This is a genomic window from Amycolatopsis sp. lyj-109, assembly GCF_046548995.1.
Lineage (GTDB): Bacteria > Actinomycetota > Actinomycetes > Mycobacteriales > Pseudonocardiaceae > Amycolatopsis.
Window position 1 is genome coordinate 381,046 of sequence record NZ_JAJPWR010000006.1, and the last position, 15,939, is coordinate 396,984.

The 15,939-nt window shown below is 69.9% G+C and carries 14 protein-coding genes, 1 tRNA gene and 1 pseudogene; 7 read left to right on the top strand and 9 right to left on the bottom strand.

Annotated features, from left to right (window positions below; translation table 11 throughout):
- Positions 1-529: pseudogene (locus tag ACLJQF_RS16250) on the top strand (integrase); the annotation flags it as partial.
- A 126-nt stretch (positions 530-655) separates the two neighbouring features.
- Here the strand turns inward: ACLJQF_RS16250 and ACLJQF_RS16255 are convergent.
- Positions 656-729, bottom strand: a tRNA-Leu gene (locus ACLJQF_RS16255).
- Between the two features lie 184 nt (positions 730-913).
- Here ACLJQF_RS16255 and ACLJQF_RS16260 point away from each other — a divergent pair.
- Together ACLJQF_RS16260 and ACLJQF_RS16265 are read left to right on the top strand one after the other, a co-directional pair.
- Complete coding sequence (locus ACLJQF_RS16260) at positions 914-1,528, top strand: ANTAR domain-containing response regulator (RefSeq protein WP_013227937.1); 615 nt, start codon at positions 914-916, stop codon at positions 1,526-1,528.
- A gap of 34 nt (positions 1,529-1,562) precedes the next feature.
- Positions 1,563-2,093 (top strand): DUF4352 domain-containing protein, encoded by a 531-nt coding sequence (locus ACLJQF_RS16265; RefSeq protein ID WP_410609513.1) that lies wholly within the window; start codon positions 1,563-1,565, stop codon positions 2,091-2,093.
- 43 nt (positions 2,094-2,136) lie between these two features.
- Here ACLJQF_RS16265 and ACLJQF_RS16270 read toward each other — a convergent pair whose 3' ends face one another.
- The 5 genes from ACLJQF_RS16270 to ACLJQF_RS16290 all read right to left on the bottom strand — a co-directional run bounded on the left by ACLJQF_RS16270 (position 2,137) and on the right by ACLJQF_RS16290 (position 6,996).
- Positions 2,137-2,850 (bottom strand): ABC transporter ATP-binding protein, encoded by a 714-nt coding sequence (locus tag ACLJQF_RS16270; RefSeq protein WP_410609515.1) that lies wholly within the window; start codon positions 2,848-2,850, stop codon positions 2,137-2,139.
- Positions 2,840-3,613: an ABC transporter ATP-binding protein gene (locus ACLJQF_RS16275; RefSeq protein ID WP_410609516.1), complete on the bottom strand. Its 774-nt coding sequence runs from the start codon at positions 3,611-3,613 to the stop codon at positions 2,840-2,842. Before ACLJQF_RS16275 ends, ACLJQF_RS16270 begins: the two co-directional genes overlap by 11 nt.
- A complete protein-coding gene (locus tag ACLJQF_RS16280; protein ID WP_410609517.1) occupies positions 3,610-4,767 on the bottom strand; it encodes a branched-chain amino acid ABC transporter permease in 1,158 nt (385 codons plus the stop codon). The genes ACLJQF_RS16275 and ACLJQF_RS16280 overlap by 4 nt, the downstream gene beginning before the upstream one ends.
- The gene (locus tag ACLJQF_RS16285; RefSeq protein ID WP_410609519.1) at positions 4,764-5,732 is read right to left on the bottom strand and encodes a branched-chain amino acid ABC transporter permease; all 969 of its coding nucleotides are present in this window, start codon (positions 5,730-5,732) and stop codon (positions 4,764-4,766) included. Before ACLJQF_RS16285 ends, ACLJQF_RS16280 begins: the two co-directional genes overlap by 4 nt.
- Positions 5,733-5,841: 109 nt before the next feature.
- Positions 5,842-6,996, bottom strand: coding sequence for a branched-chain amino acid ABC transporter substrate-binding protein (locus tag ACLJQF_RS16290; protein ID WP_410609520.1), 1,155 nt, complete (start codon positions 6,994-6,996; stop codon positions 5,842-5,844).
- Positions 6,997-7,545: 549 nt separating this feature from the next.
- On the opposite strand from ACLJQF_RS16290, the gene ACLJQF_RS16295 reads away from it, so the two are divergent.
- Positions 7,546-8,316 carry an alpha/beta hydrolase family protein gene (locus ACLJQF_RS16295; RefSeq protein ID WP_410609522.1) on the top strand — a complete coding sequence of 257 codons (771 nt, stop codon included), beginning with the start codon at positions 7,546-7,548 and terminating at the stop codon, positions 8,314-8,316.
- On the opposite strand, the gene ACLJQF_RS16300 is transcribed toward ACLJQF_RS16295, so the two are convergent.
- Positions 8,282-9,253 (bottom strand): LysR family transcriptional regulator, encoded by a 972-nt coding sequence (locus ACLJQF_RS16300; RefSeq protein ID WP_410609523.1) that lies wholly within the window; start codon positions 9,251-9,253, stop codon positions 8,282-8,284. The genes ACLJQF_RS16295 and ACLJQF_RS16300 overlap by 35 nt on opposite strands.
- Positions 9,254-9,258: 5 nt before the next feature.
- The gene (locus ACLJQF_RS16305) at positions 9,259-9,699 is read right to left on the bottom strand and encodes a hotdog fold thioesterase (protein ID WP_410609524.1); all 441 of its coding nucleotides are present in this window, start codon (positions 9,697-9,699) and stop codon (positions 9,259-9,261) included.
- A 62-nt stretch (positions 9,700-9,761) separates the two neighbouring features.
- On the opposite strand from ACLJQF_RS16305, the gene polA reads away from it, so the two are divergent.
- From polA to ACLJQF_RS16320, 3 genes are all read left to right on the top strand, one after another.
- Positions 9,762-12,503: a DNA polymerase I gene (polA, locus tag ACLJQF_RS16310; protein WP_410609526.1), complete on the top strand. Its 2,742-nt coding sequence runs from the start codon at positions 9,762-9,764 to the stop codon at positions 12,501-12,503.
- A gap of 142 nt (positions 12,504-12,645) precedes the next feature.
- Positions 12,646-13,185 (top strand): EF-hand domain-containing protein, encoded by a 540-nt coding sequence (locus tag ACLJQF_RS16315; protein WP_410609687.1) that lies wholly within the window; start codon positions 12,646-12,648, stop codon positions 13,183-13,185.
- A 102-nt stretch (positions 13,186-13,287) separates the two neighbouring features.
- Complete coding sequence (locus ACLJQF_RS16320) at positions 13,288-14,889, top strand: trypsin-like peptidase domain-containing protein (RefSeq protein ID WP_410609528.1); 1,602 nt, start codon at positions 13,288-13,290, stop codon at positions 14,887-14,889.
- Positions 14,890-14,971: 82 nt separating this feature from the next.
- On the opposite strand, the gene ACLJQF_RS16325 is transcribed toward ACLJQF_RS16320, so the two are convergent.
- Positions 14,972-15,889 carry an NADP-dependent oxidoreductase gene (locus ACLJQF_RS16325; RefSeq protein WP_410609530.1) on the bottom strand — a complete coding sequence of 306 codons (918 nt, stop codon included), beginning with the start codon at positions 15,887-15,889 and terminating at the stop codon, positions 14,972-14,974.
- Positions 15,890-15,939 lie beyond the last annotated feature (50 nt).

The window sequence follows — 15,939 nt, forward strand, 5'->3', positions numbered from 1 at the left end:
CTGCGCAAGTCGGACTTGCAGCTCCCCGAGGAAGGGTGGGGCGAGCTGTTGTCGTCGGAGACCGCGCCGATCACCGGCGCGGCCTGGACGGACAGCGGCGAACGTCGAGACCGCCGACAGCTCAAGCAACGGGGAAAGGGAGAAGTCCGCGCAGCGCCGTCGCTACCTCCGCTGACGGCGATCCTGCGCACGCACCTGACCACGCTCGGCGCGGCGGCCGACGGACGGCTGTTCCGGAACCTGACTGGGGGAGACCTCGCCGAGTCCACGATCGGCCGCATGTGGGGACAGGGCACGGAAAGGCGCGCTCTCAGAGGACGAGTACGCCTCGCCGCTTGCGAAGCGTTCATACGACCTCCGGCACGCCTGTGTGTCCACCTGGCTGGCCGCTGGGGTGTCGTCCACGTAGTGCGCGGAGTGGGCCGGCCACTCCGTCGCGGTGCTGCATCAGCTCTACGCCAAGGTGATCGCCGGCCTGGAGTCGGCCGCCCACGACCGCATCGAGAAGGCCCTGGGCTGGGAGAGCTGACGGCCGGAAGCTGGGGGCGCATGGGGGGTGGAGGGCCGTAGACGGCCGGACAGCCCCGGACCAGACGAGAGCGGCCCCGACCGGATAACGCCTGGTCAGGGGCCGTTCTGTGCTGGTGGGTCACTGTGCCCCCGGTGAGATTCGAACTCACACTGGACGGGTTTTGAATCCGTTGCCTCTGCCAGTTGGGCTACGGGGGCGTGACGTCGTGACTCTACGGGATCACCGGACCCCGCCCGCCTTCGGGGCGGGCACGAACAAGCGAGTGTCGCCCGCCACTACGTGGTGAACGCCATCTCTGCTTCTGGATCGTTCCCGGTAGGCTTCAGGTTCGCGGAACGCCGCGAGACGTCAACGCCCCGCCGAGCCTTCAGGAGGACCCCGGTGACCGATCAGGCTACCGAGGCCAACGGTGCCGCCACCGTGCCGCAGCGTCGGGTGCTCGTCGCGGAAGACGAGGCTCTCATCCGGCTTGATCTTGTGGAAATGCTGCGTGAAGAGGGCTATGAAGTCGTCGGGGAGGCCGGGGATGGCGAGCAGGCCATCTCTCTCGCCACCGACCTCAAACCCGATCTCGTGATCCTCGACGTCAAGATGCCCAAGCTGGACGGGATCGAGGCCGCGGCCAAGATCACCGGTGACCGGATTGCGCCCGTCGTCATCCTCACCGCCTTCAGCCAGCGTGACCTCGTCGAACGGGCGAGGGATGCCGGGACCATGGCCTACCTCGTCAAGCCCTTCGCCAAGCGGGACCTCGTGCCCGCCATCGAGCTCGCCGTCAGCCGGTTCTCCGAGCTGCAGGCACTCGAGGCCGAGGTGGCCGGGCTCACCGACCGGCTCGAGACGCGGAAGGTCATCGACCGCGCCAAGGGCCTGCTGATGAGCCGCCAGGGGCTCACCGAGCCCGATGCCTTCCGGTGGATCCAGCGCACCGCCATGGACCGGCGGACCACCATGAAGGCCGTTGCCGAAGCCGTCGTCGAGAGCATCGGAAGCTAGCCCGATACGACGGCCGGCAGGCAGAATCACCCTGGTGAAACTCCGCCTGCTGGCCGTCGTCGTTCTCGCACTGGCAGCCGGCTGCGCAGCGGCCGAACAGCCCAGCACGCCCGCGCCGGCCACCTACGAGCTGCCGCCGCGTCAGGTGCGGCCCGACGAGACCGCGCTCGAGCTGCCGCCCGCCAAGAACGGTGACACCGAGTTCACCCTCCTCGGCCTGGCGGCCGGGCTGCCCAGCATCACCGGGAGTCACACCGAGTTCCCCGCCAAGGGCCAGTTCGTGCGGGTGCGGCTCGTCGTCACCAACACCGGCACCTCCAGCGTCCTGTTCGACACCAAGCGGCAGCTGCTCGTCGACGACCAAGGCGTCGCGCACCCGCCCGAAGAGCAGGCCATGATCATCAAGCGCCAGCCCGCCCAGTTCGACCTCGGGCACGGCGTGCGCGTCGAGTTCGACCTCTACTGGGACATCCCCAAGGACCGGAAACCGGTCACGCTCCGGGCCTTCGGCGGCCCGAGCATCACCGACATGAAGAACCTCGTCGGCACCGACATCAAGCTATGAGAAAGGCCCGGCCGAAGAAGCCGGGCCCTTCCCATGACACAACTCAGACGCCGAGGTCGCCACCGAGGTAGGCGGCCCGGACCTGCGGGTCGTCCAGCAGATCGGCGCCGCGGGCGCTCTTGACCACGCGGCCCGTCTCGAGCACGTACGCCCGGTCCGACAGCTTCAGCGCCTGCTGGGCGTTCTGCTCGACCAGCAGCACCGTCGTCCCGCGCTTGTTGATCTCCCGGATGATGTCGAAGATCTGCGCGATCAGCATCGGCGCCAGGCCCATCGACGGCTCGTCGAGCAGCAGCACCTTCGGCTTCGTCATCAGTGCCCGGCCGATGGCGATCATCTGCTGCTCGCCGCCCGACATCGTGCCGCCGAACTGCGTCCGGCGCTCGTTCAACCGGGGGAACAGCTCGTAGACCTCGTCGAGGTCGGCGGTGAGATCGTCCTTGCGGGTGTAGGCACCCATCAGGAGGTTCTCCTGCACCGTCATGCCGGGGAACACGCCCCGGCCCTCGGGCGACTGGCCGATCCCGAGCAGCACGCGCTTGTGCCCCGGGGTCTTCGAGATGTCCTGGCCGTTGAACAGGATCCGGCCGCTGGTGAGCGGACGCAGACCCGAGATCGTCTTGAGCGTCGTGGTCTTGCCGGCGCCGTTGGCGCCGATCAGGGACACGATCTCGCCCTCGTCGACCTGGATGCTCATGCCCTTGAGGGCAGCGATCTTGCCGTAGTGGACGTTGATGTCCTCGACCTCAAGAAGCATCTTCCGCCACCCCCAGGTACGCCTCGATGACCTTTTGGTTGGTCTGCACTTCCTGAGGGAGCCCTTCCGCGATCTTCTGCCCGAAGTCGAGCACGGCCAGCCGGTCGCTGATGTGCATGACCAGGCCCATGTCGTGTTCGATGAGCAGCACGGTCCGGCCGTCGTCCCGGATCTTGCGGATCAGCACCTGCAGGGCGTTCTTCTCCGCCGGGTTCATGCCCGCCGCGGGCTCGTCGAGCAGCAGCAGCTTCGGGTCGGTCGCCAGCGCCCGCGCGATCTCCAGCCGGCGCTGGTCGCCGTAGGAGAGGTTCTTCGCGGTCTCGTGCTCCACCTTGCCGATGCCGACGAAGTCGAGCAACTCACGCGCCCGCTCGCGGCCGCGCTTCTCCTCCTTGCGGTGCCACGGCAGGCCGAGCACCGCGCCGATCGCGCCGGTCTTGTGGTGCGCGTCCGCGCCGACCATGACGTTCTCGATCGCCGACATGTTGTGGAACAGCCGGATGTTCTGGAACGTCCGGGCGATGCCGCGCTTGGTGACCTGGAAGCGCTTCATCCCGTCGATGCGGTCGCCGTCGAAGCGCACCTGGCCCTCGGTCGGCTGGTAGACGCCGGTGACCACGTTGAACACCGTGGTCTTGCCGGCGCCGTTCGGGCCGATCAGCGCGAAGATCTCGCCTTCGTTGATGGAGACGTTCACTTCGCGCAGGGCGGTGACACCGCCGAAGCGCATCGTGATGTTGTCGAACTCGAGCAAGGGAGTCACTTGGCCACCTCCGCCGCGGCTTCGGTGTCGGGTCCGGCCACTTCGGCACCGAGCGAGCCCATGCCGCCGGTGCCTTCCCGTAGCTCGGCTTTTCGTTGTCGTGAGGGCAGGATGCCTTCGGGCCGCAGTGCCATCATCAGCACCAGGACCGCGCCGAACAGCAGGATCCGGAACTCCGCCGGGTCCTTGTCGCCGAGCAGGTGCTTCAGCCATTCGACGGACCGGAGGCGCTCGGGGATCCAGGCCACCAGGAAGGCGCCGAGGATGACGCCGGGCAGGTTGCCCGCCCCGCCCAGCACGACCGCGGCGAGGATCGTCGCGGACAGGATGAACGGGAAGTTGTCCGGGGCGATGAACACGGCCTTGCTGGCGTAGATGCCGCCCGCGAAGCCACCGATCATCGCGCCGATCGCGAAGGCGAGCAGCTTGAACTTGAACGTCGGCACGCCCATCAGCTCGGCGGCGTCCTCGTCCTCGCGGATCGCGGCCCACGCGCGCCCGACGCGGCTCTTCTGCAGCCGCACCGAGAACACGATCACCAGCACGATCGCGACCAGGATCAGGTAGTAGTACGGCGCCGGGTCGAGCAGGAACTCCATGCCGAAGATCGGCGACGGGTGCGGGATGTTGGTGATACCGCGGGCACCGCCGATGCCGTTCGTGTTGTTCGCCGTGATGCGGACGATCTCACCGAACCCGAGGGTGACGATCGCCAGGTAGTCACCGCGCAGCCGCAGGGTCGGGGCGCCGAGGATGACGCCCGACACCGCGGCGAGCACGACCCCGACCAGGATCGTCGGCCACACGTTCCAGCCGAACTTCGTGCCGAAGATCGCCACCGTGTACGCGCCGATCGCGAAGAACGCCACGAACCCGAGGTCCAGCATGCCGGCCAGGCCGACCACGATGTTCAGGCCGATCGCCAGCAGGATGTAGGTCCCGATCGGGAAGATCAGGACGCTCGTCCAGTCCGATGCGGGCGACATGAACGAGCCGATCCACGGTGCCGGGAGGATCAGCGCGAACACGAGCAGGGCGATGTAGACGAGATAGCGCTGCCACATCGGAGCGTGCTGCCACCAGTCCCGCGCGCCGTTGATCGGCTGGAACGAGCGGCGAGTGTCTTCCTGGGTAGTCACACCGTCGCCTTTCATGCGCGAGCTCGCTGGAGAGATTCACCGAGAATGCCGGTGGGGCGGAACATGAGCACGAGCACGAGGACCACGAAGGCCGTGACGTCCTTCCACTCGGAACCGAGGAAGATCGCGCTCCAGTTCTCGACCAGGCCGAGCACGATGCCGCCGAGGAGCGCGCCGCGCAGGTTGCCGATACCGCCGAGCACGGCCGCGGTGAACGCCTTGATGCCGAGCACGAAACCGACGCGGTAGCCGGTGTTCTCGAGTTCCATCAGGTAGAGCGCGGAGGCCACCCCGGCCATCGCGCCGCCCAGCAGGAAGGTGATCCGCACGATGCGGTCGATCGAGACGCCCATCAGCACGGCGGCTTCGGGATCCTGGGCGGTCGCCCGGATGCCGCGGCCGATGCGGGTGCGGCGCACCAGCTGGTCCAGCACCACCATGACGAGCACCGCGCCGATGATGACCAGGACCTGGTCGGTGCGGACGACGGCGTTGCCGACCGGGAACAGCGTGTCGCGGTCGACGAACCGCGGCGCGTTCTGCGGGACCCGGCCCGACTTTTCGAAGACGTTGGGGATGATCACCAGCGCGAAGAGTTCCTGCAGGAAGATCGACGCGCCGATCGCGGAGATCAGTGCCGCGAGCTTCGACGAGCCGCGCTTGCGCAGCGGCCGGTAGGCGACCTGCTCCAGCACCACGGCGGAGCCGCCGGACACGGCCGCGGAGGCGAGCATGAGTGCGAGCAGGAGCAGGATCATCGCGCCCAGGCCCACCACGATGTTGCCGGAGGTGGCGATGCTGGCCAGGATGAACAGGGACGTCATCGTCCCGATCATGAAGATTTCGGAGTGGGCGAAGTTGATCAGCCGCAGGACGCCGTAGACCATTGTGTAGCCGAGGGCGACGAGGGCGTAGATGGAGCCGAGAACCAGTCCGCCGATGGTGCTGCCGAGGAACTGGTCTTGCAGGGTCTGCAACATGACGTGTGCGCCTTACGAGACAGGGCGAGTACAGGGGATACGGGCCGGGAGCGGGGGTGCTGTGGTGACCACAGCACCCCCGCTCCCGTCGAGTGCAATTCCTGTTTCGTCAGCCGGTGATCTTGGCTTCGGTCGACGCGCCGAGGTTCTTGATGACGCCGCCGACGACCTGGTAGACGTTGATCGCGGCGGTCTCGGGCTCACCGTTCGCCTTGAACTTGATCTGCTTCGAGACGCCCTTGAAGTCCTCGGTCTTCAAGAAGTTGTTGATCGTCTCGCCGGTGGTGTTGCCGGCCTTGACCGCGTTGATGATGGCGGTCGCCGCGTCGTAACCCTCGGTGGCGTAGATCGCCGGGTCGACGTTGTACTTCGCCTTGTACTTGGTGGCGAAGTCGCTCGGGGTGCTCGCGTCCGGGATGTTGCACGGGCAGCCGATGACCGCGCCTTCGGCGGCCGCGGCACCCGCGCCCGAGACCAGCTGCGGGTCGAGCGAACCGTCACCGGTGGCGAAGATGGCCTTCACGCCGCCGTCACGCAGCTGCTTGAGCAGCGGGCCGCCCTGCGCGTAGTAGCCACCGAAGGTGATGATGTCCGGGTTGGCCGCCTTGACCTTCTGCACGGTCGAGGAGTAGTCCGGCGCGTCCTTCGGGAACTTGTCGGTCTCGACCGCGACGCCCTTGTCCTTGAAGGTCTTCTGGAACGCGTCCGCGAGGCCGACGCTGTACTCCTGGTCGTCCGAGATGACGAACGCCTTCTTCGGCGACTTCGCCGTGATCAGGAAGTTCGCGATGGCGGGGCCCTGGTCGTCGTCGTTCGCCACGACGCGGTGCCAGTAGGCCCAGTTGTTCTTCGCGAGGCCCGGGTTGGTCGCCGACGGCGAGACGCTCGGGATCTTGTTCTGCTCGAGCTGGCCGCCGATGGCCTTCGACTCGCCGGAGAACGCCGGCCCGATCAGCGCGGTGATCTTGTCCGAGCCGATCGCCGTCGTGATCAGCGAGGTCGCCTGGTCGGGCTTGCCCTGGCTGTCGTAGTTCTTCAGCTCGAGCTTGACCTTGGGGTTCGTGGCGTTGTACTCGTCGATGGCGAGCTTGGCGCCGTTGTTGGGCGGGATCACGATCCCGGAGTTCTCCCCGGTCAGGTCACCCATGAACCCGATCTTCAGCGTGCTGCCGTCACCACTGCCGCTGGACGAGCTGCCACCAGCGCAGCCCGCCAGCGCGAGCGACGTCGCCGCCGCGAGGGCGAGAACCCGTCCAAAACGCACTCCTGACACCGACTACCTCCCATGACCAACCAGCCGCCGGGTAGGCGTTGCCCCCGACACAGGGGCTAGGTTAGGGCAGGAAGATATCCCTCTCGCCCGTCTTGTGCACAGGCGGCCTCACTACTCTGTGTCCACATCGTGACGATCGCAACCGACACGAATTGCACGAAAAGGCGAACGACGTTTCCTCACAGCGCGCTGCTGGTCACGCAGCGATGCTAAGTATCGGCGCCCGTTATGCGAATGGGTGACAGCGATGTTTCACCAGTATGTCATCGCCCATTTTGGCGAGGGAACCGTGATCGGTTTCCCGATGAGCCGCTGTTCACCCTGACGGGGTCGCGGGAGGTACGGGCACCGCCGTAGGGATGCACCTTACGTCCGGTTCGGGCGGCCGAACGGACCACCCCTTGTTCAGGTCTGCCCGAAAGGCCGCCCGCCCGGGCCCGGGCGTCACAACCAACGGTTGTCGTGGGCGCCGGAACAGCTGTTGGACCCGCTCCCGTCCCCGGCGGTTGGCTGGAGGCAACCCAGAGACAAGGAGACGGGATGAGCGAGATGGTCGAGGGCACCGCGGCCGGGGTGCCGTTCGTGGCGATGCCGCCGGCGGACCCTGGTAAGCCGGCGGCCCTGGTGGCGGGCTGGCACCTGATGGACGTTCCGGCCAGTGAACAGGCCATGGCGGAGGCCGTCCCGATGGCCGGCCTGCAGGCCTGGCGCGTGTACTTCGGGCTCCCGCTCTCCGGGGCGCGGCTGCCCGAGGGCGGCCACCAGGAGGTCTTCCGGCGGGCGAGCGAGGACGCCGTCCTGAACGTCTTCGAGCCGGTGACCGAGCAGGCGGCGGGCGAGTTCCCGGCCGCGCTGGCCGAACTGCGCGACCGGCTGCCCGGCGCGACCGGGCCGCTCGGGGTGTTCGGCGGCTCGGCCGGGGCGATCGTGGCCCTGGAGGTGCTGGCTCGCGGTGACGCCGGGATCGCGGCCGCGGCGGTGGTCAGCCCGGTCGTCCAGCTCGCCCCGATGATCGCCGCCAACGAACGGCGCTTCGGCGTGCCGTACGCGTGGACCGAGCGGTCCCGCGCGGTCGCGGCGCGCTACGACTACGTGAACCGTGCCGCCGAGCTGACGGCGCCGCTGCTGCTGGTCGCCGGCGCGGACGACGACATCGCCGTGCGCGAGCCCGCGGAGGCGCTGCACGCGAAGCTGGGAGCCGAGCTGGTCACGGTCGACGGGATGGCGCACGAGTTCCCGCCGGGCACGCCGGCCGCGGCCCGCGTCGACACCGCGTTCACCGGGTGGTTCGCGCGGCGGTTGCGAGGCTGACGTCGTCCGACGGCAGCCAGGCGTGCTCCGGGTCGTAGGCGCACCAGTCCTCTTCGCGGCTGGTGCGCCCGGCCACGGCCAGCAGCCGCCGCAACGCCGGGTGCGCCTTGCCCCGCCGCCAGACCAGCGACCACGGGAACAGCGGAGCCGGCTCGAACGGCAGCACCTTCAATTTCAGGTCGGGCGCCAGCTCCATGTCGGCGCCGGCCAGGGTGACGCGCCGCTTGCCGTAGCGCGTCTGCTCGAGCGTGTGCCGCAGGTCGTAGCTGACGCCGGAGTCGTCGATCGGCACGCCGAACTCCTCGCACAGCTCCCTCAGGTAGGACAGCCATTCGGCCGGGCCGCCGAGGCCGGGCAGCCAGATCCCGTCCGCGTGCAGCTCGCCGAGGCGCAGCACGTCCTGCACGGCCAGCGGGTGCTCCGGTGCGAGCAGAGCGACCAGCGGCTCGAGCCGGACCGGCCGGTGCTCCAGCTCGTCCGGCAGCGGCCGGCCGCAGCCGGACACCCGGCCGAAGGCGGCGTCGAGTTCCCCGGACAGCAGCGGGTCGATCGCGTTCGCGAACCCGCGGCCGGCCACCCGCTCGATGCGCAGCCCCGGCTCGTGCGCGGCCAGCCGGCGGAGCAGGAACATGGGGGAGAGCCGGTGGTCGACGAGGTCGAGGCGCAGCGGCCGGTCCTCGGCGCCCATCGCGGCCACCGCGGCGTCGGCCACCCGCACCAGCTCGCGGGCGTGCGGGAGGAACCGCTCGCCGTCGGCGGTGAGCTCGACCGAGCGGGGCGTGCGCAGGAACAACGGCGTCGTGAGGGCGTCTTCGAGCTTCCGGATCCGCTTCGACAACGCCTGCTGGGTGAGGAACAAGGACTGGGCGGCTCGCCCGAAGTGCCGCTGCTCCGCGGTCACCACGAACGCCCGCACCTGGGCGACGTCGAGGTCCACGGAGCTCAGGCGCCCGGCGGCCGGTCCCGGACCACGCAGGTGAGCCGCGCGGTGCAGGTGCGGCGGCCTTCGTCGTCGGTCAGCACGATCTCCGCGGTGATCGTGCCGCGGCCGACGTGCAGCGGGGTCGCCACCCCGGTCACCTTGCCCGAGCGTACGGCCCGGTGGTGCGTGCAGGACAGCTCCAGCCCCATCGCCGCCCGGCCGGGGCCGGCGTTGAGCGCGGCGACCGTCGAGCCCAGCGCCTCGGCGAGCACGGCGTTCGCGCCGCCGTGCAGCAGCCCGTACGGCTGGAGGTTGCCCTCGACCGGCATCGTGCCGATCACGCGCTCGGCGGTCGCTTCGATCAGCTGCATCCCGATCTTGTCGTTCAGTTGCTGGTCCGCGGCCGCCGGGTCGATGCCGGACAACCGGTCCACGTCAATGGGGACGGCACCGTCGGTCACGCAAAGCTCCTCTTCCTATGCGACACGTAAGAGTGTCGGACCCTCAGCCTAGACTCGGCCTCGTGAGCCCGAGTGAGAAGACGACCGTTGCCAACGCCACAGGAACCACCGCCACCGCCGAGCGGCCGAAGCTGCTGCTGATCGACGGTCATTCCATGGCCTACCGCGCGTTCTTCGCCCTGCCCGCGGAGAACTTCAAGACGAAGACCGGTCAGGTCACGAACGCGGTCTTCGGCTTCACCTCGATGCTCATCAACCTCCTGCGCGACGAAGCGCCGACCCACCTCGCGGTGGCGTTCGACCTCTCGCGCAAGACGTTCCGCTCGGAGACGTTCGCCGACTACAAGGCGAACCGCAGCGCGACGCCGGACGAGTTCCGCGGCCAGGTGGACCTGGTCAAGGAGGTTCTCGACGTGCTCGGCATCCCGTCGCTGGTCAAGGAGAACTTCGAGGCCGACGACATCATCGCCACGCTCACGACACAGGCGACGGCGGACGGCTTCGACGTGCTCATCTGTACCGGCGACCGCGACGCGCTGCAGCTGGTCACCGAGCAGGTCACCGTGCTGTACCCGAAGCGCGGCGTCTCGGAGATGACCCGGTTCACCCCGGACGCCGTCGAAGAGAAGTACGGGCTCACCCCACGGCAGTACCCGGACTTCGCGGCGCTGCGTGGCGACCCGTCGGACAACCTGCCCAGCATCCCGGGTGTCGGTGAGAAGACCGCGGCCAAGTGGATCAAGCAGTTCGGCTCGCTCGACGACCTCATCGACCGCGTGGACGAGGTCAAGGGCAAGGTCGGGGACGCGCTGCGGGCGCACCTGTCCTCGGTGACCCTCAACCGCCAGCTCACCCAGCTGGTCCGCGACCTCGACCTGGAGATCGCCCCGACCGGGCTGGAACTGCGCCCGTGGGACCGCGAAGCCGTGCACGCGCTGTTCGACGAGCTCGAGTTCCGCGTCCTGCGCGACAGGCTGTTCGCGACGCTGCAGAGCGCCGAGCCGGAGGCCGACGAAGGCTTCGAGGTCTCCGGTGACGCGCTCGCGCCCGGGGCGCTGGGCGCATGGCTGACCGCGCACGCGGGTGCGGGCGGGCCGGTGGCCCTGTCCTTCCGCGCGGTGGGCACCTCGGTCCGGTCCGACCTGCGCGCGGTCGCCTTCGCGACGGCCGACGGCGAAGGCGCGTACGTCGACGTCACCGCGATGGACCAGGCCGACGACGCGGCCCTCGCCGCGTGGCTCGCCGACCCGGCGATCCGCAAGACCGGCCACGACCTCAAGGTCCCGCTCCACGCGATCCGTGCCCGCGGCTGGGTACTCGCCGGACTCACCATGGACACCGCGCTGGCCGCCTACCTGGTGCGGCCGGGGCAGCGCACGTTCGAGCTGGACGACCTCGCGCTGCGCTATCTGCACCGCGAGCTGCGCTCGGAAACCGACGGCGGCGACGGGCAGTTGTCACTGCTCGACGGCGGCGCGGAAGGCTTGGAGCAGAAGGAGATCCAGGACGACCTGGTCAAGGCCCGCGCGATCTTCGAGCTGGCCGGCGCGCTCGAGAAGGAGCTCGAGCAGATCGGCGGCGCGAAGCTGCTCGCCGAACTGGAGCTGCCGCTGCTGGAAGTGATCACCGAGCTGGAGATCGCCGGGGTCGCCGTCGACCTCGAGCAGCTGACTTCGCTGGAGGCGCACTACCTTTCGCGGGTCACGCAGGCCGCCGAAGAGGCGTACGCGGTGATCGGCAAGCAAATCAACCTCGGCTCGCCGAAGCAGCTGCAGGTCGTGCTGTTCGACGAGCTCGGTATGCCGAAGACCAAGCGCACCAAGACCGGCTACACCACCGACGCCGAGGCGCTGCAGGGCCTGTTCGAGAAGACCGAGCACCCGTTCCTGCAGCACATGCTGGAGCACCGGGACGCGACGAAGCTGCGCACCACGGTCGAGGGCCTGATCAAGTCCGTCGCCGACGACGGCCGCATCCACACCACGCTGCTGCAGACGATCGCGGCCACCGGGCGGCTGTCCTCGACCGAGCCGAACCTGCAGAACATCCCGGTCCGCACCGAGGAAGGCCGCCGCATCCGCGACGCCTTCGTCGTCGGCGAGGGCTTCACCGAGCTGATGACCGCGGACTACAGCCAGATCGAAATGCGGATCATGGCGCACCTCTCGCAGGACGAAGGCCTCATCGAGGCGTTCAACTCCGGCGAGGACCTGCACACGTTCGTCGCGTCGCGGGCGTTCTCCCTGCCGCCGGAGGAGATCACGCCGGAGCTGCGCTACCGCGTCAAGGCGATGTCGTACGGCCTCGCGTACGGGCTGTCGGCGTACGGGCTTTCGCAGCAGCTGCGGATCTCCACCGAAGAAGCCAAGGAGCAGATGGAGGCCTACTTCGCCCGCTTCGGCGGCATCAGCGACTACCTCCACTCGGTCGTCGGCGTCGCGGCGAAGAACGGCTACACCGAAACGGTCTTCGGGCGCCGCCGCTACCTGCCGGACCTCAACAGCGACAACCGCCAGCGCCGCGAGATGGCCGAGCGGATGGCGCTCAACGCCCCCATTCAGGGCAGCGCGGCCGACATCATCAAGGTCGCGATGCTCAACGTCCACCGCGCGCTGGTCGAGGCGAAGCTCAAGAGCCGGATCCTGCTGCAGGTCCACGACGAACTCGTGCTCGAGGTCGCGGACGGGGAGAAGGAGCAGCTCGAGAAGCTGGTGCGCGAGGGCATGGGTTCGGCGTACGCGTTGGCGGTGCCGCTCGAGGTGTCGGTCGGCTACGGCCGGTCGTGGAACGAAGCGGCGCACTGAGACATCCGGGGCCTCCGCCCCGGGCCGGGGGCTTCGCCACCCGGACCCCCTCAATCGGGTTACGCCGCGTCACGGCCTGGATCACCGGGTCGTGACGCGGAAGTACTCGGGCGGACGTCGTCGGGCGTCATCTGCCGCGACGATGCTGGGCGCCATGGCCAGTGACTTCCAGCGGCGCAAGATCTCCGGCGTCTTCGGCGCCATGGACGCCGACGGCGACGGTTTCCTGACGGAGGCGGACTTCCGCGCGCTCACCGCGAGGTGGCTCGACCTCCGCGGCACCGTCGCGAGCACTCCGGAGGGAGAGAAGCTCACCGCCGTCATGATGGGCTGGTGGAGCACGCTCGACGCCGCCGCGGGCGGTGGCGGCAAGGTCAGCCTCGACCAGGTGCTCCAGGTCGTCGACGCACTGCCGGCGATGCCGGACGCGGTCACCGGCACGGCCGAGGCGATGTTCGAGGCCGTCGACGAAAACGGCGACGGCGTCATCTCCGCCGCCGAGTACGAGCGCCTCATTGCGGCCTGGAACGGCGTCGGCACGCCGTCGGGCGACGTCTTCGCCCTCCTCGACTCCGACGGCGACGGCCGCCTGTCCCGCGAGGAGTTCACCCGGCACTGGTTCGAGTTCTGGGCCGGCGACGACCCGGCCGCACCCGGCAGCCGCGTGTTCGGCCGTTTCTGAACGCGCGTTGTGCCGAACGGATGACTCCGTTCGGGTGAGCCATTACCCCTGGGTAGGGAGGTCGGCGGCGGCGCGCGGCGATCACGGCGTAGGGTCCGCCGAATGGGGTTCGAGCGTGAGCGACGACGCTGGCGGGTTCGGTTGCACGACGAACTCGGCCGGGTGTGCGGAGCGGGCACGGTACTGGACGAGTACCACGTGCTCACGAGCGCGCACGTCGTCGAGACCGCGGGCGGTCCGCGGGCCGCGTTGAGCGTCGACTTCGTCGGCCTGGCCGAAGCCATGCCCGGCGCCGCGAGCGTCGTCGAAGGCTGCTGGGTGCCGTCCGACGGCGGCGGCCACGGCGATCTCGCCCTGCTGCGCCTGGAACGCCCCGAATCCCGCGTGTTCCGCGCCCCGCTGCACCGCATGCCGCTCGGCGAACACCAGCTCGTCCGCGCGTTCGGGTTCCCGCCGGGCTCGGTCGGCCGCTGGACGCTCGCCCGGCTCGGCGGCCCGGAGCAGACCGGCGGCGAGTGGGTCCGCCTCTTCCGCACGGCCGAAGCCGAACCGCTCGGCCCCGGCTTCGGCGGCACCGCGGTGATCGACGAGGCGACCGGCCACGTCGTCGGCATGGTCGTCGGCAAGGACACCGGCACCTGGATGGTGCCGGTCGAGACCATGCTCGGGCACCTGCCCCAGCTGAGCATCTGGACGTCCGGCAGCCCGGCCGTCGACGCCAGCTTCTCGCGTCCGGTCGGTGAGGCCGTCGACGTCTCGTTCGTGCAGCGCGTCGCCGACTGGTTCGCCAAGGCCGAGCCGGGCACGGTCTGGGTCGTCGACACCGGTCAGGCCGGCTCGCCCGTCGCCGCGGCCTTGCGGTTCGGGATCGTGCTCGCCGACCGGGAGCGTTCCCTCGGCGTGCCCGGCCTGCCGCCGGCACTCGGCGAGACACCGCCGCCGGGCAGCGTGGACCTCGCGGTCGACGCGACCGGCCGCACGGCCGACGCCGTCCGCCACCGCATCGCCGACCGGCTCACCACCGGCGTCGCGGGCCGCACGCTGGTCGTCGACGCTATCGACGACTCGGCGGAGCCCGACCGGCTCGTCGGCGAGGTGCTGGCCCCGCTCGCCGGCCGCGCCGCCGAGCTGGGTCTCCGCCTGCTGCTGGGGTTCCGGCACGAGTCCTCGCCGGGGGTGGCGGCGGTCCGGGCGAGCACGGGCCAGGCCCGCCCGGCTCCGGACGACCTCGCCGGCCGCCTGGAGGTCCTCACCCAGGCGGTGGCGGAGCTGGCGGAGATCGAGGCCTACCAGCTGCGCGTGGCGACGCGGTTCACCGGCGTGGCGATGCTCCCGGCGCGGGCGCAGCGGCTGAAGGGCACGCTGAAGCAGCTCCGGTCGGCCGAGGTGGACGGTGACGCGGAGTGGGTCGAGCGCCACATCGACGGCCACGAGCACGCGGTGGCCCCGGCGGTCGAGGACGGCCGCCGTCAGCGGGCGGTGCTCGACGGGCTGGTCGCCCGCCGCGAGGAGCTGCGCGCCCGGCTGGCGGGCGACCTCGAGCTGGCCCGTGAGCACGGGCTGGTGGGCGACCCGGACATCGAGCAGGCGTACATCCCGGCGAAGAGGCTGCTGATCGACGGCCCGTGCGAGCTGACGGCCGCGGCAACGGCGGTCGACACCTACGCGGCGGCGGTCCGGGCCCGTATCGAAGACCGCGGCTGACCCCGTCCGGCCTTCGGGCGCCCGGAATTGTCGGTGGCGTCCGGTAGCGTGGAAAACGGGGGCGCCCCCGCGGGCCGGGGGATCAGACGGTGAGCACGACCTTGCCCCGCAGGTGACCGCGCTCGAGCAGCCGGTGGGCGTCGGCGATGCGCTCGAACGGGAACGTCTCCGCCACGTGCACCCGCAACTCGCCCGCCTCGACCAGCGCAACAAGACCCCGCAGCGCCACCGGGTCCGGTTCGACCGCGATCCCGCTGAACCGCCGCCCGGCCGCCTCGAACTTCGTGATCAGCCCCGCGTCCTCCTCCGCGACCGCCGTCACGAGGTGGCCGCCGGGCCGCAGCACCTCCAGCGAGCGCAACGCGGTCTCGCCCCCCAACGTGTCGAGCACCAGGTCGACGTCGCGGACCACGTCCGCGAAGTCGTGGTCGACGACCTCGTCCGCGCCCAAGCTCGCCGCGAATTCCCGCTTGTCCCCGCGCGCGGTGGTGATCACGTGCGCCCCCAGCGACTTCGCGAGCTGGATCGCCACATGACCGACCCCGCCACCGCCGCCGTGGATCAGCACTCGGTCGCCCTCGGTCACGCCGCCGAGGTCCACCAGACCCTGCCACGCCGTCAGCCCGACGACCGGCAACGCTGCCGCCTCGACGTGCGACAGCGACGCCGGCTTGCGCACCAGATGCAACGCCGGCGCGGCCACGAACTCTGCGTACCCGCCGGCCGCCCTGGGGAACAGCGGCATCCCGAACACCTCGTCACCCGGCCGGAAGCGCCACGTCTGCGCCGCCTCGACCACGCCGCTGATGTCCCAGCCCAGTACGAACGGCGGCCGGCCCAGCAGCGGGAATTCGCCGGCGCGCAGGCGCGGCTCCAGGGGGTTCAACCCGATCGCCTCGACCCGGACGAGGACTTCGGTGGGCAGGGGCCGCGGGGCGGGGGTGTCGACGATGGTCAGGACCTCGGGACCGCCGTACGTGTGCTGAGTGATCGTTCGCATGCCTCCACGATGATCGCCGCCGAGCGGGCGTACCACCGGTGTCCCGCCGG

Bases quoted from the DNA above. Each gene is read 5' to 3' on its own strand.
- ACLJQF_RS16270 (WP_410609515.1), bottom strand. From the start codon at position 2,850: ATGCTTCTTGAGGTCGAGGACATCAACGTCCACTACGGCAAGATCGCT.
- ACLJQF_RS16280 (WP_410609517.1), bottom strand. From the start codon at position 4,767: ATGAAAGGCGACGGTGTGACTACCCAGGAAGACACTCGCCGCTCGTTC.
- ACLJQF_RS16285 (WP_410609519.1), bottom strand. From the start codon at position 5,732: ATGTTGCAGACCCTGCAAGACCAGTTCCTCGGCAGCACCATCGGCGGA.
- ACLJQF_RS16295 (WP_410609522.1), top strand. From the start codon at position 7,546: ATGAGCGAGATGGTCGAGGGCACCGCGGCCGGGGTGCCGTTCGTGGCG.
- ACLJQF_RS16315 (WP_410609687.1), top strand. From the start codon at position 12,646: ATGCTGGGCGCCATGGCCAGTGACTTCCAGCGGCGCAAGATCTCCGGC.
- ACLJQF_RS16320 (WP_410609528.1), top strand. From the start codon at position 13,288: ATGGGGTTCGAGCGTGAGCGACGACGCTGGCGGGTTCGGTTGCACGAC.
- ACLJQF_RS16325 (WP_410609530.1), bottom strand. From the start codon at position 15,889: ATGCGAACGATCACTCAGCACACGTACGGCGGTCCCGAGGTCCTGACC.